The sequence below is a fragment of the Candidatus Pelagibacter giovannonii genome (assembly GCF_012276695.1).
In the GTDB taxonomy this organism is placed as follows: domain Bacteria; phylum Pseudomonadota; class Alphaproteobacteria; order Pelagibacterales; family Pelagibacteraceae; genus Pelagibacter; species Pelagibacter giovannonii.
Genome location: NZ_CP038852.1, coordinates 556,985 through 582,365, shown reverse-complemented (window position 1 = coordinate 582,365; position 25,381 = coordinate 556,985). Strand labels below are relative to the sequence as shown.

At 28.2% G+C, this 25,381-nt stretch carries 34 protein-coding genes, 1 tRNA gene and 1 rRNA gene; 22 read left to right on the top strand and 14 right to left on the bottom strand.

What is annotated here, in order from left to right:
• Positions 1-7 precede the first annotated feature (7 nt).
• The 4 genes from E5R92_RS03275 to E5R92_RS03260 all read left to right on the top strand — a co-directional run bounded on the left by E5R92_RS03275 (position 8) and on the right by E5R92_RS03260 (position 3,022).
• Positions 8-874: a class I SAM-dependent methyltransferase gene (locus tag E5R92_RS03275; RefSeq protein WP_168606679.1), complete on the top strand. Its 867-nt coding sequence runs from the start codon at positions 8-10 to the stop codon at positions 872-874.
• 80 nt (positions 875-954) lie between these two features.
• Positions 955-1,152 carry a hypothetical protein gene (locus E5R92_RS03270; RefSeq protein ID WP_168606678.1) on the top strand — a complete coding sequence of 66 codons (198 nt, stop codon included), beginning with the start codon at positions 955-957 and terminating at the stop codon, positions 1,150-1,152.
• A 65-nt stretch (positions 1,153-1,217) separates the two neighbouring features.
• Complete coding sequence (locus E5R92_RS03265) at positions 1,218-2,084, top strand: glycosyltransferase (protein WP_168606677.1); 867 nt, start codon at positions 1,218-1,220, stop codon at positions 2,082-2,084.
• Positions 2,081-3,022, top strand: a complete 942-nt coding sequence (locus E5R92_RS03260) for a GDP-L-fucose synthase family protein (RefSeq protein ID WP_168606676.1) — start codon at positions 2,081-2,083, stop codon at positions 3,020-3,022. The genes E5R92_RS03265 and E5R92_RS03260 overlap by 4 nt, the downstream gene beginning before the upstream one ends.
• On the opposite strand, the gene gmd is transcribed toward E5R92_RS03260, so the two are convergent.
• Positions 3,019-4,038: a GDP-mannose 4,6-dehydratase gene (gene gmd / locus E5R92_RS03255; protein ID WP_168606675.1), complete on the bottom strand. Its 1,020-nt coding sequence runs from the start codon at positions 4,036-4,038 to the stop codon at positions 3,019-3,021. The two genes, E5R92_RS03260 and gmd, sit on opposite strands and share 4 nt — an antisense overlap.
• 71 nt (positions 4,039-4,109) lie before the next feature.
• On the bottom strand, positions 4,110-4,820 hold the full coding sequence (locus tag E5R92_RS03250; protein WP_168606674.1) for an FkbM family methyltransferase: 711 nt from the start codon (positions 4,818-4,820) through the stop codon (positions 4,110-4,112).
• A gap of 135 nt (positions 4,821-4,955) precedes the next feature.
• Between E5R92_RS03250 and rrf the strand changes: the two genes are divergently transcribed.
• The 7 genes from rrf (at position 4,956) to E5R92_RS03215 (ending at position 9,019) form a co-directional block, all read left to right on the top strand.
• Positions 4,956-5,070 (top strand): 5S ribosomal RNA (gene rrf, locus E5R92_RS03245).
• 13 nt (positions 5,071-5,083) lie between these two features.
• Entirely contained in the window at positions 5,084-5,962 is an 879-nt protein-coding gene (locus E5R92_RS03240) for an NAD-dependent epimerase/dehydratase family protein (protein ID WP_168606673.1), read from the top strand.
• A 6-nt stretch (positions 5,963-5,968) separates the two neighbouring features.
• Entirely contained in the window at positions 5,969-6,094 is a 126-nt protein-coding gene (ykgO, locus tag E5R92_RS03235; RefSeq protein WP_006997331.1) for a type B 50S ribosomal protein L36, read from the top strand.
• Between the two features lie 5 nt (positions 6,095-6,099).
• Positions 6,100-6,210, top strand: a complete 111-nt coding sequence (locus tag E5R92_RS07600; protein WP_168606672.1) for an aa3-type cytochrome c oxidase subunit IV — start codon at positions 6,100-6,102, stop codon at positions 6,208-6,210.
• A gap of 10 nt (positions 6,211-6,220) precedes the next feature.
• Entirely contained in the window at positions 6,221-7,309 is a 1,089-nt protein-coding gene (locus tag E5R92_RS03225) for a Re/Si-specific NAD(P)(+) transhydrogenase subunit alpha (RefSeq protein WP_168606671.1), read from the top strand.
• Positions 7,310-7,313: 4 nt separating this feature from the next.
• On the top strand, positions 7,314-7,622 hold the full coding sequence (locus tag E5R92_RS03220; RefSeq protein ID WP_168606670.1) for a proton-translocating transhydrogenase family protein: 309 nt from the start codon (positions 7,314-7,316) through the stop codon (positions 7,620-7,622).
• Positions 7,623-7,624: 2 nt separating this feature from the next.
• The gene (locus tag E5R92_RS03215) at positions 7,625-9,019 is read left to right on the top strand and encodes an NAD(P)(+) transhydrogenase (Re/Si-specific) subunit beta (RefSeq protein ID WP_168606669.1); all 1,395 of its coding nucleotides are present in this window, start codon (positions 7,625-7,627) and stop codon (positions 9,017-9,019) included.
• A gap of 87 nt (positions 9,020-9,106) precedes the next feature.
• On the opposite strand, the gene E5R92_RS03210 is transcribed toward E5R92_RS03215, so the two are convergent.
• The 12 genes from E5R92_RS03210 to tkt all read right to left on the bottom strand — a co-directional run bounded on the left by E5R92_RS03210 (position 9,107) and on the right by tkt (position 18,047).
• Positions 9,107-9,781: a hypothetical protein gene (locus E5R92_RS03210; protein WP_168606668.1), complete on the bottom strand. Its 675-nt coding sequence runs from the start codon at positions 9,779-9,781 to the stop codon at positions 9,107-9,109.
• A 7-nt stretch (positions 9,782-9,788) separates the two neighbouring features.
• Positions 9,789-9,865: transfer RNA gene (locus tag E5R92_RS03205), tRNA-Met, on the bottom strand.
• A 6-nt stretch (positions 9,866-9,871) separates the two neighbouring features.
• On the bottom strand, positions 9,872-10,066 hold the full coding sequence (gene rpsU, locus E5R92_RS03200; RefSeq protein ID WP_006997326.1) for a 30S ribosomal protein S21: 195 nt from the start codon (positions 10,064-10,066) through the stop codon (positions 9,872-9,874).
• A 55-nt stretch (positions 10,067-10,121) separates the two neighbouring features.
• Positions 10,122-10,709, bottom strand: a complete 588-nt coding sequence (locus E5R92_RS03195) for a DUF1013 domain-containing protein (RefSeq protein ID WP_168606667.1) — start codon at positions 10,707-10,709, stop codon at positions 10,122-10,124.
• Positions 10,710-10,940 (bottom strand): 50S ribosomal protein L31, encoded by a 231-nt coding sequence (gene rpmE, locus E5R92_RS03190; protein ID WP_168606666.1) that lies wholly within the window; start codon positions 10,938-10,940, stop codon positions 10,710-10,712.
• Positions 10,941-10,975: 35 nt separating this feature from the next.
• Positions 10,976-11,716, bottom strand: coding sequence for an inositol monophosphatase family protein (locus tag E5R92_RS03185; protein WP_168606665.1), 741 nt, complete (start codon positions 11,714-11,716; stop codon positions 10,976-10,978).
• A gap of 5 nt (positions 11,717-11,721) precedes the next feature.
• Positions 11,722-12,282, bottom strand: a complete 561-nt coding sequence (gene efp / locus E5R92_RS03180) for an elongation factor P (RefSeq protein ID WP_168606664.1) — start codon at positions 12,280-12,282, stop codon at positions 11,722-11,724.
• A complete protein-coding gene (gene thiE / locus E5R92_RS03175; protein ID WP_168606663.1) occupies positions 12,279-12,902 on the bottom strand; it encodes a thiamine phosphate synthase in 624 nt (207 codons plus the stop codon). The genes efp and thiE overlap by 4 nt, the downstream gene beginning before the upstream one ends.
• A complete protein-coding gene (locus E5R92_RS03170) occupies positions 12,889-13,899 on the bottom strand; it encodes a class I fructose-bisphosphate aldolase (RefSeq protein WP_168606662.1) in 1,011 nt (336 codons plus the stop codon). Before E5R92_RS03170 ends, thiE begins: the two co-directional genes overlap by 14 nt.
• A gap of 1 nt (position 13,900) precedes the next feature.
• Positions 13,901-15,079, bottom strand: coding sequence for a phosphoglycerate kinase (locus E5R92_RS03165; RefSeq protein ID WP_168606661.1), 1,179 nt, complete (start codon positions 15,077-15,079; stop codon positions 13,901-13,903).
• Entirely contained in the window at positions 15,079-16,086 is a 1,008-nt protein-coding gene (gene gap, locus E5R92_RS03160; RefSeq protein WP_168606660.1) for a type I glyceraldehyde-3-phosphate dehydrogenase, read from the bottom strand. The genes E5R92_RS03165 and gap overlap by 1 nt, the downstream gene beginning before the upstream one ends.
• A gap of 2 nt (positions 16,087-16,088) precedes the next feature.
• Positions 16,089-18,047, bottom strand: coding sequence for a transketolase (gene tkt, locus E5R92_RS03155; protein WP_168606659.1), 1,959 nt, complete (start codon positions 18,045-18,047; stop codon positions 16,089-16,091).
• A 53-nt stretch (positions 18,048-18,100) separates the two neighbouring features.
• Between tkt and E5R92_RS03150 the strand changes: the two genes are divergently transcribed.
• The 11 genes from E5R92_RS03150 (at position 18,101) to pal (ending at position 25,305) form a co-directional block, all read left to right on the top strand.
• Positions 18,101-18,424 (top strand): coiled-coil domain-containing protein, encoded by a 324-nt coding sequence (locus E5R92_RS03150; RefSeq protein WP_168606658.1) that lies wholly within the window; start codon positions 18,101-18,103, stop codon positions 18,422-18,424.
• Positions 18,412-18,858: a cell division protein ZapA gene (locus E5R92_RS03145; RefSeq protein WP_168606657.1), complete on the top strand. Its 447-nt coding sequence runs from the start codon at positions 18,412-18,414 to the stop codon at positions 18,856-18,858. The genes E5R92_RS03150 and E5R92_RS03145 overlap by 13 nt, the downstream gene beginning before the upstream one ends.
• Before the next feature lie 4 nt (positions 18,859-18,862).
• The gene (locus E5R92_RS03140; protein WP_168606656.1) at positions 18,863-19,408 is read left to right on the top strand and encodes a 5-formyltetrahydrofolate cyclo-ligase; all 546 of its coding nucleotides are present in this window, start codon (positions 18,863-18,865) and stop codon (positions 19,406-19,408) included.
• Entirely contained in the window at positions 19,405-20,211 is an 807-nt protein-coding gene (locus E5R92_RS03135; protein ID WP_168606655.1) for a TIGR00282 family metallophosphoesterase, read from the top strand. The genes E5R92_RS03140 and E5R92_RS03135 overlap by 4 nt, the downstream gene beginning before the upstream one ends.
• Before the next feature lie 5 nt (positions 20,212-20,216).
• Positions 20,217-20,942: a YebC/PmpR family DNA-binding transcriptional regulator gene (locus tag E5R92_RS03130; protein WP_168606654.1), complete on the top strand. Its 726-nt coding sequence runs from the start codon at positions 20,217-20,219 to the stop codon at positions 20,940-20,942.
• Positions 20,942-21,436: a RuvC family protein gene (locus E5R92_RS03125; RefSeq protein ID WP_168606653.1), complete on the top strand. Its 495-nt coding sequence runs from the start codon at positions 20,942-20,944 to the stop codon at positions 21,434-21,436. The genes E5R92_RS03130 and E5R92_RS03125 overlap by 1 nt, the downstream gene beginning before the upstream one ends.
• A gap of 53 nt (positions 21,437-21,489) precedes the next feature.
• Positions 21,490-22,164: a protein TolQ gene (tolQ, locus tag E5R92_RS03120; protein ID WP_168606652.1), complete on the top strand. Its 675-nt coding sequence runs from the start codon at positions 21,490-21,492 to the stop codon at positions 22,162-22,164.
• A gap of 1 nt (position 22,165) precedes the next feature.
• Positions 22,166-22,582 carry a protein TolR gene (gene tolR, locus E5R92_RS03115; protein ID WP_168606651.1) on the top strand — a complete coding sequence of 139 codons (417 nt, stop codon included), beginning with the start codon at positions 22,166-22,168 and terminating at the stop codon, positions 22,580-22,582.
• A 5-nt stretch (positions 22,583-22,587) separates the two neighbouring features.
• A complete protein-coding gene (locus tag E5R92_RS03110; protein WP_168606650.1) occupies positions 22,588-23,397 on the top strand; it encodes a cell envelope biogenesis protein TolA in 810 nt (269 codons plus the stop codon).
• Positions 23,398-23,399: 2 nt separating this feature from the next.
• Positions 23,400-24,740 carry a Tol-Pal system beta propeller repeat protein TolB gene (gene tolB, locus E5R92_RS03105; protein WP_168606649.1) on the top strand — a complete coding sequence of 447 codons (1,341 nt, stop codon included), beginning with the start codon at positions 23,400-23,402 and terminating at the stop codon, positions 24,738-24,740.
• An 85-nt stretch (positions 24,741-24,825) separates the two neighbouring features.
• The gene (gene pal, locus E5R92_RS03100; protein WP_168606648.1) at positions 24,826-25,305 is read left to right on the top strand and encodes a peptidoglycan-associated lipoprotein Pal; all 480 of its coding nucleotides are present in this window, start codon (positions 24,826-24,828) and stop codon (positions 25,303-25,305) included.
• The last annotated feature ends 76 nt before the right edge of the window (positions 25,306-25,381 follow it).

Below are 25,381 nucleotides of genomic sequence, written 5' to 3'. Positions count from 1 at the left end.
TAAATTGATGAACGACGTATCTAATATAGATAATTTTATTAATAAATCATTTAAAAAAATTTTACGAGATAAATTGAGAGATCTTTATGATGCTTTTTTAAGGCGTAAATTTTATCAATTTTTTTTGAAGAATTTTTTTATAAGTCAAAATTATAATATAAATTTAGTTTTACCCTCAAAAGGCTTTTCACAATTGGCTAGAAAAAAAAAATTAAATGAAATTTCAAAAATTAAAAACAAAGATATTATATGTTTAGGATGTGGTAATGGTTATGATTTACTAGATTGGTTGAAATTTAAACCCAAAAGTATAACTGGCGTTGATATCCTAAATTATTCAAAATCATGGAAGCAAATAAAAAATTATTTAGATAAAAATAAAATTCAAACAAAAATAACATTTATTCAAAAAGATATCCTAAGAATAGACAATTCAAGAAAATTTGATTTTATAGTAAGTGATGCAGTTTTTGAGCATTTAAAAGATTTTCAAAAAATTATAAAAAAATGCAATTATCTTCTAAAGTCTGATGGTGTTATGTATGCTTCATATGGACCACTATGGTATAATCTTGGAGGTGATCACTTTTCAAGTAGAAATAATATTAAAGAGGGATTTAATCACTTATTATTAAAAAAAAATGAATATTTAAATTTCTTTAAAAAAAATGTGAGCAATCTAACTGATGAAATAAAGTTTCATGGATCAGCTGGAATTTTTGTTAAAAAAAACTTGTTTTCTAAATTAACAGGAGCAGAATACATGAAAACTTATTCAAAAAATAATTTTTATTCCAAGTATACAGTAGTGGAGTATTGTCCTGATGCTTTTCAATTAGTGAATAAAGATAATACTTTAAAAAAAAATTATTAAAAATTACAAAATTTAAAAATTTAGAAAATTTTTATTTAAAGGCTCAAGTAGTTTATTTAAAAAAAGTTAATTCTTGATCAATGAAAAAATTTTTATTAACCACTTGGTCACAAAATCCTGAATATTATTTTTTAATTGAAAATAAAATTAATTATCTTTTAAAAAAAAATTTTGAGATAGTAATGGTTTGTCAAAAAAAAGATAAAAAAAAAAATTACAAAATAAAAAAAATAATTTTTATGAGAAAAATATTTATTATTCTAAAAATAATCTTTTAAATAAGCTTTATTTTTTTTATTATTTATTTTTTTTAATCTTTATTACATTAGTAGCAAAGCCTGATGTGATTATTGTTTATAATAATTATCCAATTTTGTTTGTAAAAATTGTGCGCTTATTTTTTAAAAAAAAAATAATTTATCATAATTTTGATTATAATCCCAATCCCAAGTCAATATTCGCAAGATTTATTAATTTTATTGAAAAAAAATCAATTCATTTATTTGATTTAGTTGTTTTTTCAAATGAAGAAAGAATAAAACTTTTTAAGAAAATAAATAATATAAAAAATTTCCCAACTATTGCTTTATTCAACGTTTTGACTATCAAGCATCATAAATATTTTTTAAAGTTAAAAAAAAAAAGAAACAAGAAAATAATAAAAGTTTTTAGAATTGGATCAATTGGACCAGGGCATGGACTCTTACCATTGATTAATTCATTTAAATTTTTACCGGGAAATTATAAATTGACTTTATGCGGCGAGATAATGGATAATAATTTTTACTCTAAATTAAAAAAAATTATTGAAAAAAAAAATATTTCAAAAAAAATAAAGTTTATAACCTCCGCAAAAAGAAGCAGGTGGGAATGGGAATTATCAAATTCAGACATTGGTGTAGCTTTTTATGAAAATGTTAGCTTTAGTCATAAGTATATGGTTGGTGCATCACAGAAAGTAAATAGCTATTTAGCAGCCAAACTTCCAATTATTGCTTACAAAGATAAACAATTTTTAGAATTTCACAAAAAATATAGATGCTGTATATTAATTGACAATAAAGACCCAAAAAAACTCGCTAATACAATAAATAAAGAAATTCAGAATACTACTAACTTCAATAAATTGAAAAAAAATTCTTTTTTGGCTTTTAAAAATACATATAACTTTGAAAATGAGATTAATAAAATTAAAAAATATTTATTATGAATAAAAATGCCAAAATTTTTGTAACTGGTCACAAAGGTCTTGTTGGTTCTGCGGTTATAAGAAGACTTAAAAAACTTGGATTCAAAAATATTTTAACTGTTTCAAAAAAAAAACTAGATTTAAGAGATCAAAAAAAAGTAAATCTATTTTTGAATAAGTACCAACCAAATTCTTTAATAATTGCTGCAGCTAAAGTTGGTGGAATAAAAACAAATAATGAATTAACTGGTGAATTTATTTATGATAATTTACAAATTCAAAATAACTTAATTCATGGAGCTTATAAATATGGCATAAAGAACTTGATTTATTTAGGATCCAGTTGCATTTATCCAAAATTCTCAAAACAGCCCATAAAAGAAGACTATCTTTTAACAGGAGAGTTAGAAAAAACTAATGAGGCTTATGCTGTAGCCAAAATAGCCGGAGTCAAAATGTGCGAATATTATAATAAACAATATAATACAAATTATAAAAGCTTAATGCCATGTAATACTTTTGGTTCAAATGACAATTATGACTTATTAAGTTCCCATTTTATCCCTGCTTTAATAAGAAAGATCTTTGAAGCAAAAATTAAGAAGAAAAAAAGTATTGAATTATGGGGCAATGGTAAAACAAAAAGAGAATTAATTTTTGTTGATGATTTAGCTGATGCAATAATATTTTTTTTATTTAAAAAGACTAAAAAAAATTTGATAAATATTGGTACGCAAGTAGAATTTACTATCGAAGAATATGCTAAACTTATAATGAAAAAGTTAAATGTTAATTTAAGTATTAAATATAAAAAAAAATCTTTAGTTGGTACTCCAAGAAAAATAATGGATTCTTCTCTTGCAAAAAAATTAGGTTGGAAATCTAAAATTAAGATTGAAGAGGGAATAGATTTTTGCTTAAGAGATTTTAAAGAAAACTATAAAAAGTATTGTGACTAGTTCAGATATTTTATTTCGTCATCAATCATTATTTTTACAAGTTGTTTCAAGCTAGTTTTTGCTTTCCATTTAAGTATTTTTTGTGCTTTAGAGCTATCCCCTATTAAAAGATCAACTTCTGTAGGCCTAAAAAATTTTGGGTTTATTTTTATAATTGGTTTATTATTGCTGATATTGATAAGTTTTTGATTTAAGCCCTTCCCAATCCATCTCGTTTTAAAGCCTAAGTACTTAGATGATAAATCAATAAATTCTTTAATTGAATATGCACTCCCTGTAGAAATTACAAAGTCTTCTGGTTTTTTTTGCTGAAGCATTTTCCACATAGCCTCAACATATTCTTTGGCGTATCCCCAGTCCCTTTTTGCGTATATATTACCAAGTTCTAAACAATTTAAATCGTTATTTAATATTCCAACTAACCCCTTTGTAATTTTTCTAGTTACAAATTCTTCACCCCTAAATGGAGACTCATGATTAAATAAAATTCCAGATACAGCAAAAAGATTATAAGATTCTCTATAATTTTTTATTATGAAGTGACCAAAAACTTTTGCTACAGCATAGGGGCTTCTTGGGTTAAATGGTGTTTTTTCGTTTTGCTTTTTTTCTAAGATTTCTCCATACATTTCCGAGGAGGAAGCTTGATAGAGTTTAGCGTTAGGTAATAGTTCTCTCATTGCATCCAGTATTCTTAGAACCCCTAAACCTGTTACATTGCATGTGTATAGTGGGCTGCTAAAAGACGTTTTTACAAAAGATTGAGCTGCTAGATTATAAATTTCATCAAATTTATATTTTTTAAATAATCTTGATATTTCAAATGGTTCTGTAAGTTCAATTTCATCTGTAATAATTTTATTTTCAATACCTAACCTTTTTAATCTCCACATATTTGCTCTAGCAGACCTTCTATCAGCACCTACCACAACATAATCTTTATCTAGAAGAAACTTTGCAAGATATGCACCATCTTGTCCTGAAATTCCAGTAATTAAAGCAATTTTTTTTTTCATAAAGAATTCTTATATTAGCGCACAGAATAAAACAATAGTACTATTTTATTAAAATAAAATAATTGTAATATTTAAATATTATTATTTTTAAATCTTTTATTTCTAAATATTAGGTCAAATTGAACTAATCCGCCCAACTTATTAAATGCAAAAGGTTTTATATCCCATAACTCATAATCAATAGATTTAAATAAATTTATAAAATATTCGTAGTATTCTTCATTTTCATATAACTTATATAAACCAGCTTCAATTTGGATAAATTTAATTTTTTTAATATTTTTTTTGAAGCCATCTAAAACATTTTTATCATAACCTTGTGTGTCAATTTTTAAATATGTATTTTCAGTTATATTATAATAATTATCAATTATATAATCTAAAGAAAACACCTCACATTCTTCAGTTCTAATTTTCTTTATAGTGTTATCTAAATTAAAAAGTTCTTTATTAGGATTTAGTATGGAGCTACACTGAGTTTCAGAGAATATATTTAAGGTTTCTAGTTTGTTTTTTTCACCAATAGCACATCTTGGATGTAATATACATTCTGTATCATTCTTAATTATTTTCCCAAGCTCTTTATGAATATCTTTTTGAGGTTCAAAAGAAATTATTTTTCCAGTAAAACCAGCTTGCCTAACTTTATTGATAAACTGTCCCTTGTGAGCACCAATATCTAAGATAAAATCAATAGAATGTGCGTTAAAATCAAAAAAAATTTTTTTTTTTGATATTTCATAACCAAGTAAAGAAATTAAGTTTTTTATGATTTTTTTCATAAGCGTTAAATTAAAACTATTTCATTATAAGCATATTAACTAGCTTTTTTACATGTTTTAAGAGCTTATAATGCCATATTGATTATTTTTTTTATTTAGTTTGATTTTTTTTATTTTCCTTTATATAAGATCCTGCCTGGTGATTATTGCGAAGGGGCAATACCCGATCCCATTCCGAACTCGGAAGTCAAGCCCTTCAGCGCCAATGGTACTTTGTCTTAAGACACGGAAGAGTAGGACATTGCCAGGCTATTAAAGCTCTCATGAAAAACATTATAATCATTACTGGTGGAGCTGGATTTGTAGGATCTCATCTCATAGAATTATTGTTAGAAAAAACAAATAAAAATATTATTAGTTTAGATAATTATTCAAGTGGATCAAAAAAAAATCATATTAAAAATTTAAGAGTAAAATATTTTAAAGGTAGTACTTCTGAAATAGATAAGAAATTATCTACTTATAAAAATAAAATTCATTCTTTGTTCCATTTTGGAGAGTTTTCTAGAATATTCCAGAGTTTTAAAAAATTTGATAATTGTTTTAATTCTAATTCAGCTGGAACACAGGCGGTATTCAAGTTTTGCTTAGATAATAGAATTAAATTAATTTATTCAGCTACATCTGCAAGCTTGGGAAATCATGGTTTAGATAAAAACCTTTCCCCTTATGCCTTTACAAAATCTAAAAATTTAGAATTATTAGAAAATTTAAAAAAATGGTTTAATTTTAGATTTGAAGTAATTTATTTTTATAATGTTTATGGACAAAGACATATAAAATCAGGTGAAATGGCTACAGTTATAGGAGTTTTTGAAGAACAGTATAAAAAAAATAAACCTTTAACCATTGTTAGACCTGGAAACCAAACAAGAAGGTTTACTCATATTCTAGATACAGTTTATACGTGTTATGAAGCTTGGAAGAAAAATAAATGTGCCCATTACAGTATTTCCCACAAAAAATCCTATTCAATTAGAGAGGTAGCCAAAATGTTTAATCATAAAATTAAATATTTAAAAGCGAGAAAAGGTGAGAGATTTGCCTCTGCATTAACAAATATGTCATTAAATAATAAGATTATTAGAAAATATGGAAAAATACATTTGAAAGATTACATAACTTCGTTTATTAAGAGTTAAATTATTATGAAAATTAAAAGCTCTTTAAAATCATTGAAAAAAAGAGACCTTAATTCTAAACTTGTTAGAAGAAGAGGTAGGGTTTATATAATTAACAAAACCAACCCAAAGTTTAAAGCAAGACAAAAATAGTTTTTATGGATAATCAAAACCATAAAGATACCTGGAGCAATTTCACAAAATTTGTGCTGTGGGGAACTGTCGCTGTTATTGGTGTTTTAGTTTTAATGGCAATATTCTTACTATAGAGTTTACTCTATGAAAATTGTTTCAATTTTAGAAAATCAAAATATTGAGAAAAGAATAGCAATAACCCCTGAGATTGCAAAAAAATACATAGCTCTTGGTTTTAAAATTTCTATAATTGAAAAATATGGTGAACACTTAGGGTTTAAAGATAATGATTATAAGGCATTAGGTGTTGAAATTTCAACCAATAAAGCAGAAGTTTTAAATAGTGCTGATATCATTATTCAATTGGGTTTATTATCAGATGAAAATATTCTAAACTTAAAAGAAAATCAAACTCTAGTTGGAGTGTTTAATCCTTATGCTAATAAAGAAAAAATAAAAAACTTAGCTAAAAAAGATATAAATGTTTTTTCTTTAGAAATGCTGCCTAGAATAACTAGAGCTCAATCAATGGATATACTTTCTTCTCAAGCTAACCTTGCTGGCTATAAGGCAGTGATAGAGTCGTTTGCTAACTTTGAAAAAGCAATACCTATGATGATGACAGCCGCTGGCACAATTCCAGCAGCAAAAGTATTAGTAGTAGGTGCAGGAGTTGCTGGATTACAAGCTATTGCGACTGCAAAAAGAATGGGAGCAATTGTATTCGCAACAGACGTTAGAATGACTTCAAAAGAACAAGTTGAAAGTTTAGGTGGGAAATTTTTAACAGTTGAAGGATCTGAAAATCTTGAAACAGAAGGTGGTTATGCAAAAGAAGCCTCTGAAGAATTTAAAAAAAAGCAAGAGGATCTTCTGGCGGAGACTTTAAAAAAAATTGACATTGTAATATGTACTGCTTTAATTCCAGGTAAAAAAGCTCCATTAATTATTAAAGGCTCTATGATTGATAATATGAAATCAGGCTCTGTTATATATGATTTGGCAGCAATTCAGGGTGGAAACTCAGAGTTTACTAAAGTTGATAAAATTGTGATGAAAAATGGAGTAAAAATTATGGGTGAAGCAAACATCCTTAATAAACTTCCCGTTTCAGCTTCAAACTTATATTCAAAAAATGTATTTAACTTTGTGTCAAATTTATATGATAAAGAAAATAAAAAGATTAATATCAACCAAGAAGATGAAATAATTAACAAAACATTAATTAAATAGATTTATGGAAATAGACCCTTTTATATTTAGATTAAGCATATTCATCTTATCAATTTTTATTGGTTATTATGTTGTTTGGAGTGTAACTCCATCTTTGCACACTCCATTAATGTCAGTTACTAATGCGATATCATCAGTAATTATTGTTGGCGCTATAATTGCAGGTTTAGCGGGAAGTTCAGATAATATCTTTACAATTTCTAACATTCTTGGTTTTTTAGCGATATCTCTAGCTGCTATTAATATTTTTGGAGGTTTTTTAGTTACCCAAAGAATGCTCCAAATGTATAAAAAGAAGAAGAAAGATAAATAATTATGTCTGCAAATTTATCAGCAATATTTTATTTGGTTTCAGGTGTTTTATTTATATTAGCATTAAGAGGACTTTCATCTCCAGAAACTTCAAGACAAGGTAATTTTTTTGGAATTTTAGGAATGGTGATAGCTATCACTGTTACCTTTTTATCAGTTGAAAATTTCTCTAGTGGGCTAATTTATGTATTAATTTTTTTACTAGTAGGAGGTCTTGTAGGAGCTTTCATAGCATATAAGATACCAATGACAGCCATGCCAGAACTAGTAGCAGGTTTCCACAGTCTAGTTGGGTTATCGGCAGTATTTGTTGCCATCTCGGCTTTTTTAAACCCGGAAGCCTTTAATTTAGGATCAGTAGGTGACATTAAACTTGCAAGCTTAATTGAAATGTCAATTGGAGCTGCGGTTGGTGCCATAACATTCTCAGGATCAATAATTGCTTTTTTAAAGCTACAGGGAATAATGTCAGGATCACCAATTACTTTTAAGGGGCAGCATTTTCTTAATGCTTTATTATTAATTTCAATTTTATTTTTAACCTATTTATTGTGCTCATCACAGTCATCTAACTTTTTTTGGGTTTTAATTGCAGTTTCATTTTTAATAGGGTTTTTATTAATCATTCCAATTGGTGGGGCAGATATGCCTGTGGTTATTTCAATGTTAAATTCTTATTCTGGTTGGGCTGCTGCAGGAATTGGTTTTACATTAGAAAATACTGCATTAATTATAACAGGTGCCCTTGTCGGATCTTCTGGTGCAATTCTATCTTATATAATGTGTAAAGGTATGAACCGTTCATTCTTTAATGTAATTTTAGGTGGATTTGGAGCAACAGAACAGTCGTCAACAAGTGGAAATAAAGAACAAAGACCTGTTAAGAGTGGTAACGCAGAAGATGCAGCCTTCTTAATGAAAAACGCATCTTCAGTTATAATTGTTCCAGGTTATGGTATGGCTGTAGCTCAAGCACAACATGCATTAAGAGAAATGGTAGATACGTTAAAGAAAAATGATATTAAAGTAACTTATGCAATTCATCCTGTTGCGGGAAGAATGCCGGGTCATATGAACGTGTTGTTGGCTGAGGCCAATGTTCCTTATGACGAGGTTTTTGAGCTTGAAGAAATTAACAATGATTTTGCTAACGCTGATGTTGCATTTGTAATTGGAGCAAATGATGTAACTAATCCAGTTGCAAAAACTGATCCTCAAAGTCCAATATATGGAATGCCAGTATTAGATGTAGAAAAATGTAAGTCAGTACTATTTGTAAAGAGAAGTCTATCTCCTGGATATGCTGGAATTGATAATGACTTGTTTTACAAAGATAACACTTTAATGTTATTTGCTGATGCTAAAAAAATGACTGAAGATATAACTAAAAATCTTTAATAAATAACGATATCAAAAAAATTTAATCCAACAAGAAAAATTATAAAAAAAAAGTAGTCAATAGTAAAAATTAAAATTTAATTTAGTCTATTTTTTTCCTATGATTATTATATTTGATTTAAAAAAAAATAATTTAATAAATTTTATCTCATATACTATTTTCTGATTATTAAGCATATTTTTTAAATCATTAATACTTAAAAGATTTAAATTTTCTTCATTAGCATAAAAAGACAAGCCAAAAAATTTTAATATTTGTCGATAAATAGATTTTGGAAACCAATGAATCAAAGGAATTTTAGTATGTAATTCTATTGGATAAAATCTATTAGGAGTCGTTATTACAAAAATTTTTTTAGTTAATTTAATAATATTTTCTATCATTTTTTTTTGATTTAATACTCCACCAACATGTTCAATAGTTGCATTTGATATAACAAGATCTGAAGAAAATTCATATAATTCATTTTCTGAAAATTCTTCTGTAATAGATTTTTTTAAAGTTTTAAAAAAAAAATTAGAAGTAACTATTTGATCAGAAATACATTTAAATTTCTCAATATTTTTGATATTTTTTATTACAATGTTACTACTTGCATTCCTGTCATCACTAGTTGTTCCTATATCTAATGCGTCATTTATTTGAATATCTTTAACTAAATCGTTTATAATATTAGATATTTCTAATCTTTTTTTTAAAACAATTTTATCAAAAAAATTGTAATGATTTATAGCGTATATTGTATCTTTATTTTTATACATTAGAAATTGGTTGCGGGGGACGGATTTGAACCGCCGACCTTCAGGTTATGAGCCTGACGAGCTACCAGACTGCTCCACCCCGCGGTATATTTAAATTCTATTTTTAAGCTTATTAAGCTTTTTAACTCTTTTAATATTTTCTTGTAAAATTCTTTTTTTCTTTTCAGAAGGTTTTTCGTAAACACTTTTTAATTTTACTACTTTAAAAAAACCATCTCTTTGTAATTTTCTTTTAAGAACTCTAAGAGCTTGTTCAATATTGTTATCTTTGACTTCTATTTTCATAAATATTTTTTAAGAATGCTTAACTACCATCATATAATTTTGGTGTCTATTAAAATTATTCAATGTTTGAAACTTCTCTTGTTAGTTTAGCCTTCTCTTTTTCTTTTTTTTCCTTTTTTATTCTTCTTTCAGCTTTTTCAATAGCTCCAATTAGATCCTTTTGAGAAAACAGTCCCAATGCTACAGGGTCTTTAGGATTTAAATTATTATAATTCCAATAACTTTTATTTTTAATTGTAATGACAGAAGCTTTGGTGATACCAACTAGTTTTGCTATTTGTGAGTCTTTCAGTAATGAATGATGTCTGATTAGCCATAAAGCTGAATCTGGTTTATCTTGTCTTTTAGATAAAGGAATATATTTTTTAATTTTTTTATCTTCAGTTGAAATTTCAATATCAGTATTTTTTATCTGTAATTCTTTATTTTCATCTTTAGATGCTAGTTCAATTTCTTCTCTAGTAAGTTGACCTGATATAATAGGATTATAAGCCATTATTCCTTTTGCAACTTCACCATCCGCAATACCTTGCACTTCAACCTCATGTATATTACAAAATTTTGATATTTGCTTAAAAGTAAGTGTTGTATTTTCTACTAACCAAACAGCTGTTGCCATTGGCATTAATGGTACGTTTGACATTTAATCTTTCTTTTCTGATCTGAAGTTTTGGAATTTTTTATTGAATTTGCTTACGCGACCCTTATCCATCAGTTTTTGTTTTCCTCCTGTCCAAGCAGCATGAGATTTTGGATCGATTTCTAATTTTAAAACTTCTCCTTCTTTTCCCCAAGTTGATCTTGTTTCAAATTGAGTTCCATCAGTCATCTCTACTTTAATTGCATGGTAGTTTGGGTGTATGTCTTTTTTCATATCGAGACTTATAGCAAAAGAATTTTATAAAACAATTAAAAGTTCTTTAATTTTTCAAGCATTTTGTCATTAATTGACATGCTAGAAGCCCTTATTTTAATGCTTTTATTTTGAGAGAGGTCAATTTCATTAATTAAACCGCCTGCCTCTTTTACCAATATTATGCCAGCAGCTATATCCCATAAATTTAGATCATTTTGAAAATAACCATCATATCTTCCGGCTGCAACGTAGGCAATATCAAGCGCTGCACTTCCAGACTTTCTTAAAGGTAAGTCGACTTCATTTTTAGTTACACCTCCTGTTGCAAACAAGCAGCTATTAAGCTCTCTTTTTTTTGATACTCTAATTCTTTGATTATTAAAAAATGCGCCACTTTCTTTTTCAGCATAAAACATTTCATCTTTTATTGGATCATAAATTAATCCTGAAACTATTTCATTACCAGATTTTAAAGCAATTGATATTGCAAAGTGAGGCACACCATGTAAAAAATTTGTAGTGCCATCTATAGGATCTATTATCCAAGTGTGCTCTTTATCTTTATTTGTTTCAGAACCATCTTCTTCACTAATAATAGAATAGTAGGGTCTTGCTTTTTTTAATTCTTCTATAATTATTTTCTCAGCTTTTAAATCGGCATTTGATACAAAATCAGTAGGTCCTTTTATTGAAACTTGTAGTTTTTCTATTTCTCCAAAATCTCTAATTAAAGCTCTAGATGCTTTTTCTGCAGCCTTTATCATCACATTTAGATTAGCTGATATTGATTGCATGTAATTTATATTTTTTTAATATATTCCATAGTTCTGGTATCAACTATGATCTTATCTCCACTTTCAATAAAAGGGGGGACTTGAATATTTATTCCATTATCTAAGGTGGCAGGTTTATAAGAAGATGAAACAGTTTGTCCTTTTAAAGCAACATCAGTTGTATCAATTGTGCATGTTACTTGATTCGGCAGTTCAACTGTTAAAGGTTTTTCATTATAAAAACTTATACTGACTTCTAAGTTTTCTGTTAACATTTTACCTTTTTCTCCAATTGTTTCTTTTTTAATATTTATTTGTTCATAAGTTTTTGGGTCCATGAAATAATAATCAGTTTCATCACCATAAAGATAATTAAACTTAGTTTCATCTAATGAAGCTTTTTCAACAGATTCACTTGATCTAAATCTTTCATTTAATTTTGTATTTTTATTAACACTTTTCATCTCAACTTGAGCGAAAGCACCACCTTTACCAGGTTTTACATGTTGTGTTTTTAAGACTTGCCAAAGATCATTTTTATATTCAATTAGCATTCCAACTCTAATTTCACTTGCGTATAATTTCATTTTAATTTTTTAATAGCCTCTAATGGTTTTTGTTTTTTATTATTCCAAATGTAGCCTGAAATAGCTAAAAAGTTAGCTTTATTCAATAAAAGTTTTTTATAATTACTAAGCTTTATACCGCCAATAGCCACAATTGGTAATGAGGTTATTTTTTTAATAGATTTTAATACAGCTAAATTAGCTCTATATTTAACTATCTTAGTTTTGGTTGGGTAAAATGCACCAAAAGCTAAATAATCAGCACCATCTCTAATTGCTCTCTTTGCTAGATTAATAGAATTATGACAGGTTACACCAATAATTTTGTTCTTTAATATTTTTCTAGCTTTTATCAAATCCATATCTTTTTGACCTAAATGGCAACCATCTGCATTCAGTTTTTTTGTAAGTAGTGGGTCGTCATTGATTAAAAATTTAACTTTGTATTTATTACAAATTTTCTTAATTTTTTTTCCAATAATTAGTTTATTTGAATTTGTTTCTTTTTTAAGTCTCAGTTGAAAGAAACTTATTTTTTTTGAACTCAATACAAGAGCTAGATCATTATAAAAATTTATATCAGTTATTTTATTTGGAGAAATTAGATAAATAAATTTCTTATTTTCTTTATTTTGCTTCAAGTTCTTTTAACCATTTGCCTTGAGCTGCAAGTGTACACATATTTACTCTGTGGTTAAAGACTTTTTGAGTGCCACTAATATTTTTAATATCTTTTGACCAAAATTTAAGTGCACTTTGTTGCAAGGCTCTACCATATGAATAGGTCATAATAAAATTTGTGTCATTATATTTGTTAATTAGGTTTAAATTTTCCACTGCTTGTACTTCTGTTTGCCCACCAGATAAAAAAGTAATTCCTGGTACATTAGTTGGTACATTTTCTTTTAAGCAATTTATGGTAAGTTTTGCAACTTCTTCACTTGGTATCTTCTTATTAGAAGTGGTTCCTGCTAAAATCATATTAGGTTTTAAGATCATTCCACTTAAATCTATTTTATTAATCATTAATTCTTCAAAGCATTTTTTAATAACATCAGAGGTTTTATTAAAACAAGTTTCAGCAGAATGATCTCCATCCATTAAAACCTCAGGTTCTACAATTGGAACCATTCCACATTCTTGGACTAAAGCTGAATATCTTGCCAGTGCATGAGCATTAGAGTGTATAGATAGTTTGCTTGGATATTTATCTGAAATGTTATACACGCCTCTCCATTTTGTAAATCTTGCTCCAAGTTTATAATAGTTCTTTAGTCTTTCTCTTAAACCATCCAAACCTTCTGTAATTTTTTCTTCATTAGATCCAGCTAAAATTTTTGTACCTGTATCAACTTTAATTCCTGGAACTGCTCCAGTCTGAGAAATTAATTCTGGAATAGTCTGTTTTAAGCTAGATGTTTGGTTGATGGTTTCATCATATAAAATAACACCACCAATAAAATCTTTTATTCCACTTGCAGAAAAAAGAGTTTCTCTAAATAGAAGTCTATTTTCTGGGGTAGACGGTACACCAACTGACTCTAATCTTTTAGTCATAGTGCCGTTGCTTTCGTCTGCAGCAAGGATTCCCTTACCATTGGATAGTATTTTTAATGCAATTTTGTTAAGTTCTGACATGTTAATTAAGTGCTCTTATACCAGGAAGTTTTTTTCCTTCAAGATATTCTAAAAAAGCACCACCTGCAGTTGAAACAAAATTAAAATTGCTAATTCCTCCCATGCTATTCAAAAGAGAAACGGTATCACCACCACCTACAACTGAGTAAATTGTATTATTCTTATTTTTTTCAATAATTTTTTTTGCAATTTCAACACTTCCCTTAGCAAAATTAGGATTTTCAAAATAACCTGCGGGCCCATTCCATAAGATAGTACTACTTTCTTCAATTAATAAATTAATAGCCTTAATTGTTTTGGGGCCAATATCTAAAATTAATTCATCTTTAGAAATATTATCTAGTTCTTTTATTTCAGCTGTTCCATTTAAGTCTTTTCCTACAACAACATCTTCAGGGTAAATTATCTTGCAGTTTTCTTTTTTTGATAAAGAAAATATTTCTTTAATAATTTGGTCACAATTAATCTCTTGAATAGATTTTCCAATTTCATACTCTTTATATTTGAGTATATTATTGGCCATCCCACCAACCATTATAATATTATCAAATTTAGCAATTAAATTCTTAATTATATTAATTTTCGAAGATATTTTAGAACCACCTATGATGCATGTTATAGGTCTTTGAATTTTAGATGTAATTTTAGTAAGAGCATCAATTTCTGAATTTAATTGAAGGCCAGCATACGAAGGAATAAATTTAGTGATTTCAAAAATTGAGGCATGAGCTCTATGCGAACATGAGAATGCATCATTAACATAAATATCTGCTAGACTTGCTAAATGTTTCGCAAAACCATTATCATTTTTTTCTTCTTCTTCATAAAATCTTAGATTTTCAAGTATTACAATTTTTTCACTATGTTTATTAAATAAATCAGTAGATTTAATTTCTTTTATATTTTTTGAAACTAGTCTTATATTTTCGTTTAGTTTATTTCTTAAATCCTCACATATTGGTTTAAGAGAGAGTTCTTTTACAATCCTGCCTTTGGGTCTACCCACATGAGATAGTATTATAATTTTTGCCTCACTTTTTAATAAAAAATTAATAGTAGGTAAAATTTTATCTATTCGAGTAGTGTCAGTAATTTTCTCATTATCTAAAGGAACATTTAAATCTAACCTAAGTAATACTTTTTTTTGATTAAGATTAGTCTCGTCTTTAATACTTCTCATTAAGACATTTTCTGAAGATGTTCTGCTATATCACACATTCTGTTTGAAAAACCCCATTCATTATCATACCAGGCCGAAATTTTTCCCATATTTTTACCAACTACATTAGTTAAAGATAAATCAACAATTGCCGAAGCTGAATTATGATTAAAATCAATTGAAACTAATTTTTCCAGTGTAACTTCTAAAACTTTTTTTGATTGTTCTTTAGAGGCGATAATAAACGCTTCATTAATTGTTTCTTTGTTCATCTCTTTTTTTGTACAAAAAACTAGCTCTATCAGGGAAACATTAGGAGTTGGCACTCTCATTGCAATACCTTCAAGTTTGCCTTTTAATGAAGGAATAATTTCACCAATTGCTTTTGAAGCACCTGTAGAAGTTGGTACAATAGATTGACTAGCTGATCTTGCTCTTCTAGGATCTTTATGAGAATTGTCTAAAATTCTTTGATCACTGGTAAAAGCATGAATAGTTGTCATAAACCCTTTTTCAATTTCAAAAGTTTGATTTAAAATATTAGCAACAGGTGCAAGACAGTTAGTTGTACAAGAGGCTGCAGAAATAATTTGATCATCTTTTGTCAAAATATTTTCATTTACTCCATAGACAATAGTCTTATCTGCATTTTTGCATGGAGCAGAAACTATAACTTTTTTAGCCCCATTTTTTATATGAGCTAATAATTTTTCTTTTGAGTTGAATTTTCCAGTGCATTCAAAAACATAATCAACATCAAATTTTTTCCAACTGATATCTTCAATATTAGATTCTTGTGAAAATGTTATTTTATTATTATTAATAATTAAATGTTTTTCATCATAATTTAAATTTGCATTGAATTTACCATGAATAGAATCGTATTTAATTAAAGAACAACTTGCTTCAGAATTCGATCGGTTATTGATGTGTTTGATTTCTATGTTTTTGTTTTGGCTTTCAATGATAGCTCTAATTACCATTCTACCAATTCTTCCCATTCCATTGATGCCAACTTTTATTGTCATATTTAACTCTTTATTAGTTTTTTAGTTTTTTGTGAAATATTTTTAACTGTTAATCTAAAATATTCATAAATTTCTTTGTATGGTGCACTTTTACCAAATGTATCAATTCCAAAAGCTAAACCTTCAGTACCAATGTATTTTTTCCAACAATCTGTTGAAGCAGCTTCAATAGATATTTTAAATTTGGCTTCATAAAGAATTTTTTTCTTATATGATTTTGATTGTAAATCAAAAATATCTTGGCATGGCACTGAAACTACTTTAGAATATATCTTATCTTTGGCTAATTTATGGCTAGTCTCAATTGCTAAATTAACCTCAGAACCACTAGCAAATATTGTTAAATTAATTTTTTTATTAGTTCTTAAAACCTCGTAAGCTCCGAAAGAACATTTGTTTATATTTGAATATTTTTTTCTAATAGGTTCAAGATTTTGTCTAGTTAAAGATAACACACTTGGTGTCTTTAAGTTTTTTAATGATAATTCCCAACATTCGATAGTTTCCATTCTATCTGCTGGTCTAAAAACATTTAAATTAGGAATAGATCTTAACCCAGAAAGCTGTTCTATAGGTTGGTGTGTTGGTCCATCTTCACCTAAGCCAATTGAATCATGGGTCATTACATAAATAACACGTTGTTGCATCAAAGCAGATAATCGAATGGATGGTTTACAATAATCAGAAAATATTAAAAAAGTACCCCCATATGGAATAAATTTACTATGAAGCGCTAATCCATTCATTATTCCAGACATGGCGTGCTCTCTAACCCCATAGTGAATATAATCACCATTAAAATTACCAAAATTAATAGCATTATGATATTTGGTTTTAGTATTGTTGGATCCCGCTAAATCAGCTGAACCACCAATTAATGTATTATTTTCTTTCGTAAGAGCATTAAGGATTAGTTCAGAAGCTTTTCTTGAGGCTAAACTTTTGTTTTCCTTAAGAGAATTTTGCTTTTCACTTTTTAAAGCTTTAGAGAAATTATTTTTAAAGACTTTATCTACTAAATTTTTTTTTCTTTTATAAATTTTACTCCACGCAGAATCAAGTTTTACACCTTTATTACCAATCTTTCTCCATTCATTTAAAATATTTTTAGGAACCTCAAAAGGTTCGTGCTTCCAATCTAGCACTTTTCTAACTAATTTGATTTCATCTAAACCAATTGGACTACCGTGCGAAGAGGCTTTACCAGACTTGTTAGGTGAGCCATAACCAATTTTTGTTTTGCATGAAATAACAGTTGGTTTTTTTGCATTTTGAACTTTTTTTAATGCTGCAAAAATTTCTTTTTCGTTATGACCATTAATCAGCATGTAGTCCCAACCATAACTTTCAAATCTCTTTTTGAAATTATCTGAAACTGCCAAACTAGTTGGCCCATCAATTGATATTGAGTTGTTATCAAAAAGCATAACCAGATTTTTTAACTTTAAGTGTCCTGCTAAACTCATTGCTTCATGGCTAATGCCTTCCATTAAGCATCCGTCCCCAGCTAAAACATAAGTTTTATGGTTTATTATTTCTTTACCTAGTTTTTTCTTTAAAATTTCTTCTGCAATAGCAAACCCAACTGAATTAGCAATTCCTTGCCCAAGGGGACCCGTTGTAGTTTCAATACCAGTGCCAGGGTGATATTCGGGGTGACCCGCACAAATAGACTTTAACTGTCTGAAGTTTTTAATATCATTCAGGGAAATACTTTTGTACCCAGTTAAATGCAATAAAGAGTAAAGAAGCATAGATCCATGACCAGCAGATAAAACAAATCTGTCTCTATTTAGCCAGTTAGGATTTTTTGGATTAAATCTAAGAAAATTTTTAAACAAAACCGTTGCTACGTCTGCCATACCCATTGGCATTCCAGGATGACCTGAATTTGCTTTTTGTACAGCATCTATCGATAAAAACCTTATTGCGTTTGATAAATCTTTATGTAATTTGTTCAAAAATATCCTATCTAGACTTAGAAGACTCAATTTAATAATATAAATATATATATATGAAAACAGACAGTGAAAAAGAAAAAAAGCTTAGTTTTGCACTTAATAAATTGAAGAGTTTAAATTTACAAAACCCAACGCTAAAGTCTAATTTAGAAAACTTAAACATTCAAAAAAATCAATTAGAAATTGAAAAAAAACAAATAGAAGAAAAATATCAAAATTTAGAAAGTGAATATAAAGTTCTCAATCAGAAATTAGAAGATATTAACCAGCAAAAAATAGAAGAACAAAAAAAAGAGACAGAATTTTCAGAAAAAATAGATGAATTAAATCAAGAAACAGATACTTTATTAGAGGAAATAGACAAATGGCAAATGTAAATATTAAATTTAATGGTAAGGAATTTTTATTATCTTGTGATGATGGTCAGGAAGAACATTTGGAAGAATTGTTAACTCATATTAATGAAAAATTTAATAATTTAAAGAATGACCTGGGCAACATAGGAGAAAATAAACTTCTATTGATCACTTCAGTTCAAATAATGGATGAATATTTTGAAACTAAAAAAAAGGTAGAACAAAAAAAAATTGAATTACAAAATTTATCAAATAAATTTAGAGAATTGAAATCATTAGTTTATGATTATAGAGATAAAAAAGAAGATGAGATGAAAGAATTACAACAAGATCATGAGAGTTTTAAAAAAGAAATAGAAAAAAATAAAGAAGATTATGAAAAATTAATCGAAACAGCTGCAGATGAAATTGAAAATTTTGTCGAAAAAGCAAATTTAGAAAATCCAATTCAGTAGATTTGTGTTAAAATCTGAATTAAGAAAGAAAATTCTTAAAGTTAGACAAAAATTTAATACAAAAAATATTCAGCTCAACTTTAATCAAATCATAAAAATTCTTAAAAGAGAAAAAATAACCAATAAAGTTATAGGTGGATACTATCCAGTAAATTTTGAGATAGATGACTTGGCACTATTAAGAAAATTTAAAAAAAATAAATTTAATATTTCTTTGCCCATAATTAAGAAAAACTTTCAAATGGATTTTTATTCATGGTCATTCTTTGAGCCTTTAAAAATAAATAAATATGGGATACCTGAACCAGAAGCTAAAAATATAGTTTACCCTGATGTTTTGTTAATTCCCTTGGTAGCATTTGATAAAAATTTAAACAGACTTGGATATGGTAGTGGATACTACGATAGGTTAATTGAAAAATTATCAAAAAAAAAAAATATCATAAAGATAGGTTTAGCTTTTTCAGTTCAAGAAATTGATAAAGTGCCAACTAATATGTATGATCAAAAATTAGATTATATTGTAACAAATAAACATACTATAAAATGAAAATACTTTTCTTAGGTGATGTAGTTGGAATTTCAGGACGGTCGATGGTTCTGAATAATTTACTATCAAAAATTAAAGACGAAAAAATCGATTTTGTAGTTGTTAATGGTGAGAATGCAGCTGACTCAGGTGTTGGTCTTACAGAGGAAATATGTAAAGATTTTTTTAATTGTGGTGTAGATGTTATTACAACGGGTAATCATGTGTGGGATCAGAAAGAAACGATGTCTCATATTGAAAAAGAAAATCGACTTCTTAGACCAAAAAATTTATTTGAGCCATCTCCAGGTAAAGGCTTTGGAATATTTACTGCTAAAAATGAAATGAGAGTGGGAGTGCTTAACTTGATGGGAAATGTTTTTATGAAGAAATGTGAAGATGTATTTGAAGCAGCTGAAAAATTTATGAAAAAATATAAGCTCAAAGAAGATTATGATTTTCTATTAGTCGATTTTCACGGAGAAATAACAAGTGAAAAAGCAGCTATGGGTCATTTTTTTGATGGCAAAGCAACGTTGGTTGTTGGAACTCACACACATATTCCAACAAATGATGCAAGAGTATTAAAAGGTGGTACTGCTTATCAAACTGATGCAGGAATGTGTGGTGACTACGACTCTGTTATTGGAATGAATAAAGATAATTCAATTAATAGGTTTTTAAAAAAAAAGTCCACAAAGCACTTTCCAGCAATTGGTGAAGCTAGTTTGTGTGGTGTGATCGTTGAATGTGATATAGAAACAGGGTTAGCACAAACTGTAAAAAATTTTATATATGGAGGAGAGTTAAAAAATTCTCAATAATTATTATGTCGGGTCATTCTAAATGGGCAAGTATAAAACACTCTAAAGGAAAAGCAGACAAACAAAGATCTAAAGTATTTTCAAAATTATCTAAAGAGATAAGTGTAGCAGCAAAACTAGGTGATAAAGATCCTGCGATGAACCCAAGACTTAGATCTGCAATTCAAGCAGCAAAATCAGCCAACATGCCAAAAGATAATATTGAAAGAGCTATTGCCAAATCTTCAGCTAACTCTGAAACAAATTATGAAAATTTAAGATATGAAGGATTTGGCCCAGACAAAATAGCAGTGATCGTAGAAGCATTAACTGACAATAAAAACAGAACAGCTTCTAATGTTAGATCTATATTTGTAAAAAGTGGTGGCAATTTAGGAACACAGGGTTCTGCTTCACATAACTTTAATCAGTTAGGGATTATTAAAATTGATAAAAAAGAAATATCAGATGAACAAATTTTTGAACTAGCAATTGAATCTGGTGCAGATGAGTGTATTTCAAATGATGAATTTCATGAAATTCAATGTCCTATGAGTGAAATTTATAATGTAAAAAAAAACTTAGAAAAAACAATTGCAAATTTTATTTCAACAGAAATTGAATGGGTTCCCTTAAATAGTGTAGATGTTGAAAAAGATAAAGTGGAAGCTGCAGTAGAGTTTTTAGAAACATTAGAAGACGATGATGATGTTCAAAGTGTTTATTCAAATATAAATTTTAAGAATAGTTAATGCTTATTATTGGAATAGATCCGGGAATAACAGGTTCTATTTGTTTTTTTCAAGATGGTAAAATAATCGACGTCATTGAAATGCCAAACATGCCAGAAGGAAAAAAAAATAAAAAACAAGTTAATGGTGCTCAAATTTATTATGAAATTTCTTCAAGAATTAGAGATATAAAAAAGGAAGATATCAAAGTTATAATTGAACAAGTATCAGCTATGCCAGGTCAAGGTGTTACTAGTATGTTTAATTTTGGACAATCCTTTGGTATTTTAAAAGGAATCTGTTCTGCAATGCAATTACCAATGTACTTTGTGAGACCGACAAAATGGAAAAAGTATTTTAATCTTATTAATTCAGAAAAAGATGCCAGTAGGACAAAAGCAATAGAGGTATTTCCTTATTTTTCATCAGAATTATCAAGAAAAAAAGACTCAAATAAAGCTGATGCAATATTAATTGCTAGCTTTTATTACGAAACTTACAAATTAGAAGAATAAATAAAGACTTTAAAAGTCAAATTCATGACACATTTAAGTGTGAAACCTTAAATATGGAAGCTGATATTACATCTCAAGCAGTAGGTCTTGCCTCGAATACCGATTTTTCTTTGTGGAGTTTATTTTTAAGAGCAGACTTTATTGTAAAGTCAGTAATACTTATGTTGATTGGTTGCTCTATATACTCATGGGCTGTCATTATTGAAAAATTTAGACTATTTAAAAAAATCAATCTAGAATCTGAAGAATTTGAAGAAAAATTTTGGAAATCAAAATCAGCAGAAACTTTTTATAATAGTTTGCCAGCTGACGTAGAAAACCCAACAGCTTTACTGTTTAAAGATACAATGCAAAGTTTATTAAAAGCCAAAAGTAAAACTAACTTAAATGAAAGAATGACAAGTATACTCGAGGTTAATATTGAAAAACAAATTTCAAAAATAGACAAAGGTTTTACTTTTTTAGCAACAGTTGGTTCGACAGCACCTTTTATAGGTTTGTTCGGAACTGTATGGGGAATAATGAACTCATTTCAATCTATAGCAATTTCAAGAAATACAAGTTTGGCAATTGTAGCACCAGGAATAGCTGAAGCCTTATTCGCAACTGCTCTTGGATTATTGGCTGCAATACCTGCGGTTGTTGCTTACAATAAATTTAATAACGATTCAAAAAAATATTCACAAAGATTAGAAAATTTTTCTAAAAGATTTTTATCAATAATATAAAATGGCTTTTAAACTCAACCGTTCATCTAAAGAACCCATGAGTGAAATAAATGTTACTCCTTTTGTAGATGTAATGTTGGTATTATTAATTATATTTATGGTAACAGCACCATTATTAACAGTTGGAATACAAGTAGATTTACCCGAAAGCTCCGCGGACTCATTACCTGAGGAATTAGAACCATTAACATTATCTATAAACTCTAAAGGTGAAATATTTATTCAAGAGTCTAAAGTTGAGTATGATAAAATAATAGCAAAAATTTTAGCCGTATCTAAAAATAGAACAGATACTAGAATTTATGTCCGAGGAGACAAATCAATAAACTATGGTAGAGTTTTAGAAATAATGGGGATGCTGTCTGGATCTGGTTTTACTAAAGTAGCATTAATTTCTGAGCCATACAAAGAAAGGTAAATAAAGTGAATAGAAATATTGCCATTTCTTTTGGGCTTCATATATTTCTTGTGATAATTACAGCTATGAGTTTACCATTCCTTGTTAAAAAACCGATTGATCTTCCCCCAATTATATCAGTTGAGCTAATTCAGATCACAGACAAAACTAACATTCCTTTTGCACCTAAGGCAAAAAAAATAATAGAGAAAGTTAAAGAAAAAGAAAAAAAATTAGTTTCTGAACAGGCACCACCAAAAAAAATAAAAAAACAAAAGCCAGATGCCGTTCCATTACCAGATGAAAAAATAGAAAAAATAAAGAAAATTAAAGATGAAAAACAAAATCCTGAAAAAGAAGAGACAGAAATTAAACAAATTTCAGAATTTGAAAAAAAAGAACTATTTGATACCAATAGTATTGCGGCATTAATTGATAAGTCTAAGACTGAAAGTGCAGAAACAAATAAAAAACTAGATAAAGTTACTCAAGATCAAGATAAAGAAATGGATTTTGCTGGATTAACATTAAGCGAAGAAGATGCTCTAAAAGCTCAAATTTTTGGCTGTTGGAGTATTCCTTTAGGGTTACCGTTTAACGAAGATTTATTAGTTAGAATTAAGTTACAATTAAAGCCAGATGGCTCTATTATAAAAACAGAAATTCTTGATCATGCTAGAATGAATAGGCCTGGACAGGGATTTTATAAAGTATTAGCTGAAAGTGCATTAAGGGCTATAAAACTTTGCCAACCTCTTAGAGTACCTAGCTCAGGGTATGAAAGATGGAAAGATATGCAGCTAAACTTTGATGCTAGAGAAATGTTAGAAGGATAAAAATGTTATTAAGATATTTATTTATATTACTTATTATTATTCCCTTAAAAGCTTTTGCTTTAATTGAGGTTGATATTACTAGAGGAAATTTAAATCCACTACCAGTTGCTGTGTCCCCTTTATCAATAGACAATGAATCAAAAGAAAATTTTAAAAAAATTTTAAAAAAAGAAGATCTTGGATCTGAAATTTCAATGGTTGTCGAAAATAATTTAAGACAATCTGGTCTATTTAATCCATTAGATAAAAATGCATTTCTTCAAGAGCCAGATGTAGCTAATTTAAAACCAAGGTTTGAAGATTGGAATTTAATTAAAGCACAAGCTTTAGTAACCGGCAAGGTTACGTTTTTAGATGAAAAGCTAAGAGTAGAATTTAGATTGTGGGATGTTTTAGCTGGAAAAGAAATGATGGCTTTAGCATTTACTACCGTTCCTAGCAACTGGAGAAGAGTAGGTCATATCATTACAGATAAAGTTTATGAACGCTTAACTGGAGAAAAAGGTTATTTTGATACTAGAATAATATATGTTTCTGAAGAAGGTCCCAAAACTAAAAGAATAAAAAAATTAGCAATAATGGACCAAGATGGTTTTAATAATAAATATTTAACACTTGGAAATGAATTAGTTTTAACACCAAGATTTAGTCCAACAAATCAGATGGTTACATATCTTTCTTATTTTAGAAATTTACCCAGGGTATATTTATTAGATATAGAAACTGGAATGCAAGAAGTAGTGGGAGACTTCCCTGGTATGACTTTTGCTCCAAGATTTTCACCTGATGGAAAAAAAATAATAATGAGTTTTGCTAAAGATGGCAATTCTGATATTTATACAATGGATCTTGAAAATAGAATAGTTGAAAGAATTACTAACCATCCATCAATTGATACATCACCCTCTTATTCACCAGATGGAAAGCGAATTACTTTTAATTCAGACAGAAGTGGTTATCAACAAATTTATGTAATGAATAGTAATGGAAAAAATGTTAAGAGAATTTCATTTGGGAATGGTTTGTATGGAACCCCAGTGTGGTCTCCAAGAGGTGATTTAATTGCATTTACAAAGCTTCATAAAGGAAAATTTTATATTGGAGTAATGAGAACAGATGGAACAGGTGAAAGATTGTTAACAGAAAACTTTTATCAAGAAGCTCCTTCATGGTCACCAAATGGAAGGGTGCTTATCTTTTATAGAGAGACCAAGACTAACTCTAAAGGGGAAGGGTTTTCAGCTAAATTGTGGTCTATCGATTTAACAGGTTATAATGAAAAGATGGTTGAAACTGAAACCGATGCATCTGACCCATCTTGGTCATCATTATTAAGTAATTAATGTTAAAATTAGTTGATTTTTTAGCTTGAAACATCTAATTAGTTGTGAAAAAGTAAGTAATTCAATTAAGGATTAAGGAGCAACAATGAACTTAAGCAAGATTTTAAAAAATGCATTTCTAATTATTTTAGCAAGTTTAGTATTAACTGCTTGTGCTACAAAAAAAACAACAACAGGACAAATGCAAGGTGACGTTTATACAGGAACAGATTCTGTTGAATATTTAGCTTCTGGTGTTCCAGACAGAGTTTTCTTTGCAACAAATGAAACTGTACTTACAACAGCTTCAAGAGAAACTTTAAGAAAACAAGCTGCATGGTTAAGAAAAAATTCAGATATTAATGTTGTATTAGAAGGTCATGCTGATGAAAGAGGTACAAGAGAGTACAACTTAGCATTAGGTGAAAGAAGAGCTAATTCAGCAAAAGACTATTTAATGACATATGGAATTTCTTCAGACAGAATTTCTGTATTAAGTTATGGTAAGGAAAGACCAGTAGATTCTGGATCTAACCCTTTAGCATGGTCTAAAAATAGAAGATCAGTTACTGTTAAAGCTAACTAATCAATTTAAATAATTTATAAAAGACCCTATCACATTTGTGAATAGGGTCTTTTTTTTGCCATCATTATAATTACTA

Excerpts from the sequence above, each read along its gene's own strand:
- E5R92_RS03185 (WP_168606665.1), bottom strand. The coding sequence starts at position 11,716 with ATGCAATCAATATCAGCTAATCTAAATGTGATGATAAAGGCTGCAGAA.
- E5R92_RS03260 (WP_168606676.1), top strand. The coding sequence starts at position 2,081 with ATGAATAAAAATGCCAAAATTTTTGTAACTGGTCACAAAGGTCTTGTT.
- pal (WP_168606648.1), top strand. The coding sequence starts at position 24,826 with ATGAACTTAAGCAAGATTTTAAAAAATGCATTTCTAATTATTTTAGCA.
- E5R92_RS03135 (WP_168606655.1), top strand. The coding sequence starts at position 19,405 with ATGAAAATACTTTTCTTAGGTGATGTAGTTGGAATTTCAGGACGGTCG.
- tolB (WP_168606649.1), top strand. The coding sequence starts at position 23,400 with ATGTTATTAAGATATTTATTTATATTACTTATTATTATTCCCTTAAAA.
- rpmE (WP_168606666.1), bottom strand. The coding sequence starts at position 10,940 with ATGAAAAAAGACATACACCCAAACTACCATGCAATTAAAGTAGAGATG.
- E5R92_RS03250 (WP_168606674.1), bottom strand. The coding sequence starts at position 4,820 with ATGAAAAAAATCATAAAAAACTTAATTTCTTTACTTGGTTATGAAATA.
- rpsU (WP_006997326.1), bottom strand. The coding sequence starts at position 10,066 with ATGAAAATAGAAGTCAAAGATAACAATATTGAACAAGCTCTTAGAGTT.
- gmd (WP_168606675.1), bottom strand. The coding sequence starts at position 4,038 with ATGAAAAAAAAAATTGCTTTAATTACTGGAATTTCAGGACAAGATGGT.
- E5R92_RS03225 (WP_168606671.1), top strand. The coding sequence starts at position 6,221 with ATGAAAATTGTTTCAATTTTAGAAAATCAAAATATTGAGAAAAGAATA.
- E5R92_RS03195 (WP_168606667.1), bottom strand. The coding sequence starts at position 10,709 with ATGTCAAACGTACCATTAATGCCAATGGCAACAGCTGTTTGGTTAGTA.
- E5R92_RS03145 (WP_168606657.1), top strand. The coding sequence starts at position 18,412 with ATGGCAAATGTAAATATTAAATTTAATGGTAAGGAATTTTTATTATCT.
- E5R92_RS03275 (WP_168606679.1), top strand. The coding sequence starts at position 8 with ATGAACGACGTATCTAATATAGATAATTTTATTAATAAATCATTTAAA.
- E5R92_RS03215 (WP_168606669.1), top strand. The coding sequence starts at position 7,625 with ATGTCTGCAAATTTATCAGCAATATTTTATTTGGTTTCAGGTGTTTTA.
- E5R92_RS03130 (WP_168606654.1), top strand. The coding sequence starts at position 20,217 with ATGTCGGGTCATTCTAAATGGGCAAGTATAAAACACTCTAAAGGAAAA.
- E5R92_RS03210 (WP_168606668.1), bottom strand. The coding sequence starts at position 9,781 with ATGTATAAAAATAAAGATACAATATACGCTATAAATCATTACAATTTT.
- E5R92_RS03270 (WP_168606678.1), top strand. The coding sequence starts at position 955 with ATGAAAAAATTTTTATTAACCACTTGGTCACAAAATCCTGAATATTAT.
- E5R92_RS03220 (WP_168606670.1), top strand. The coding sequence starts at position 7,314 with ATGGAAATAGACCCTTTTATATTTAGATTAAGCATATTCATCTTATCA.
- tolR (WP_168606651.1), top strand. The coding sequence starts at position 22,166 with ATGGCTTTTAAACTCAACCGTTCATCTAAAGAACCCATGAGTGAAATA.
- E5R92_RS03125 (WP_168606653.1), top strand. The coding sequence starts at position 20,942 with ATGCTTATTATTGGAATAGATCCGGGAATAACAGGTTCTATTTGTTTT.
- E5R92_RS03170 (WP_168606662.1), bottom strand. The coding sequence starts at position 13,899 with ATGTCAGAACTTAACAAAATTGCATTAAAAATACTATCCAATGGTAAG.
- efp (WP_168606664.1), bottom strand. The coding sequence starts at position 12,282 with ATGAAATTATACGCAAGTGAAATTAGAGTTGGAATGCTAATTGAATAT.
- E5R92_RS03165 (WP_168606661.1), bottom strand. The coding sequence starts at position 15,079 with ATGAGAAGTATTAAAGACGAGACTAATCTTAATCAAAAAAAAGTATTA.
- ykgO (WP_006997331.1), top strand. The coding sequence starts at position 5,969 with ATGAAAATTAAAAGCTCTTTAAAATCATTGAAAAAAAGAGACCTTAAT.
- gap (WP_168606660.1), bottom strand. The coding sequence starts at position 16,086 with ATGACAATAAAAGTTGGCATCAATGGAATGGGAAGAATTGGTAGAATG.
- E5R92_RS03150 (WP_168606658.1), top strand. The coding sequence starts at position 18,101 with ATGAAAACAGACAGTGAAAAAGAAAAAAAGCTTAGTTTTGCACTTAAT.
- E5R92_RS07600 (WP_168606672.1), top strand. The coding sequence starts at position 6,100 with ATGGATAATCAAAACCATAAAGATACCTGGAGCAATTTCACAAAATTT.
- E5R92_RS03240 (WP_168606673.1), top strand. The coding sequence starts at position 5,084 with ATGAAAAACATTATAATCATTACTGGTGGAGCTGGATTTGTAGGATCT.
- tolQ (WP_168606652.1), top strand. The coding sequence starts at position 21,490 with ATGGAAGCTGATATTACATCTCAAGCAGTAGGTCTTGCCTCGAATACC.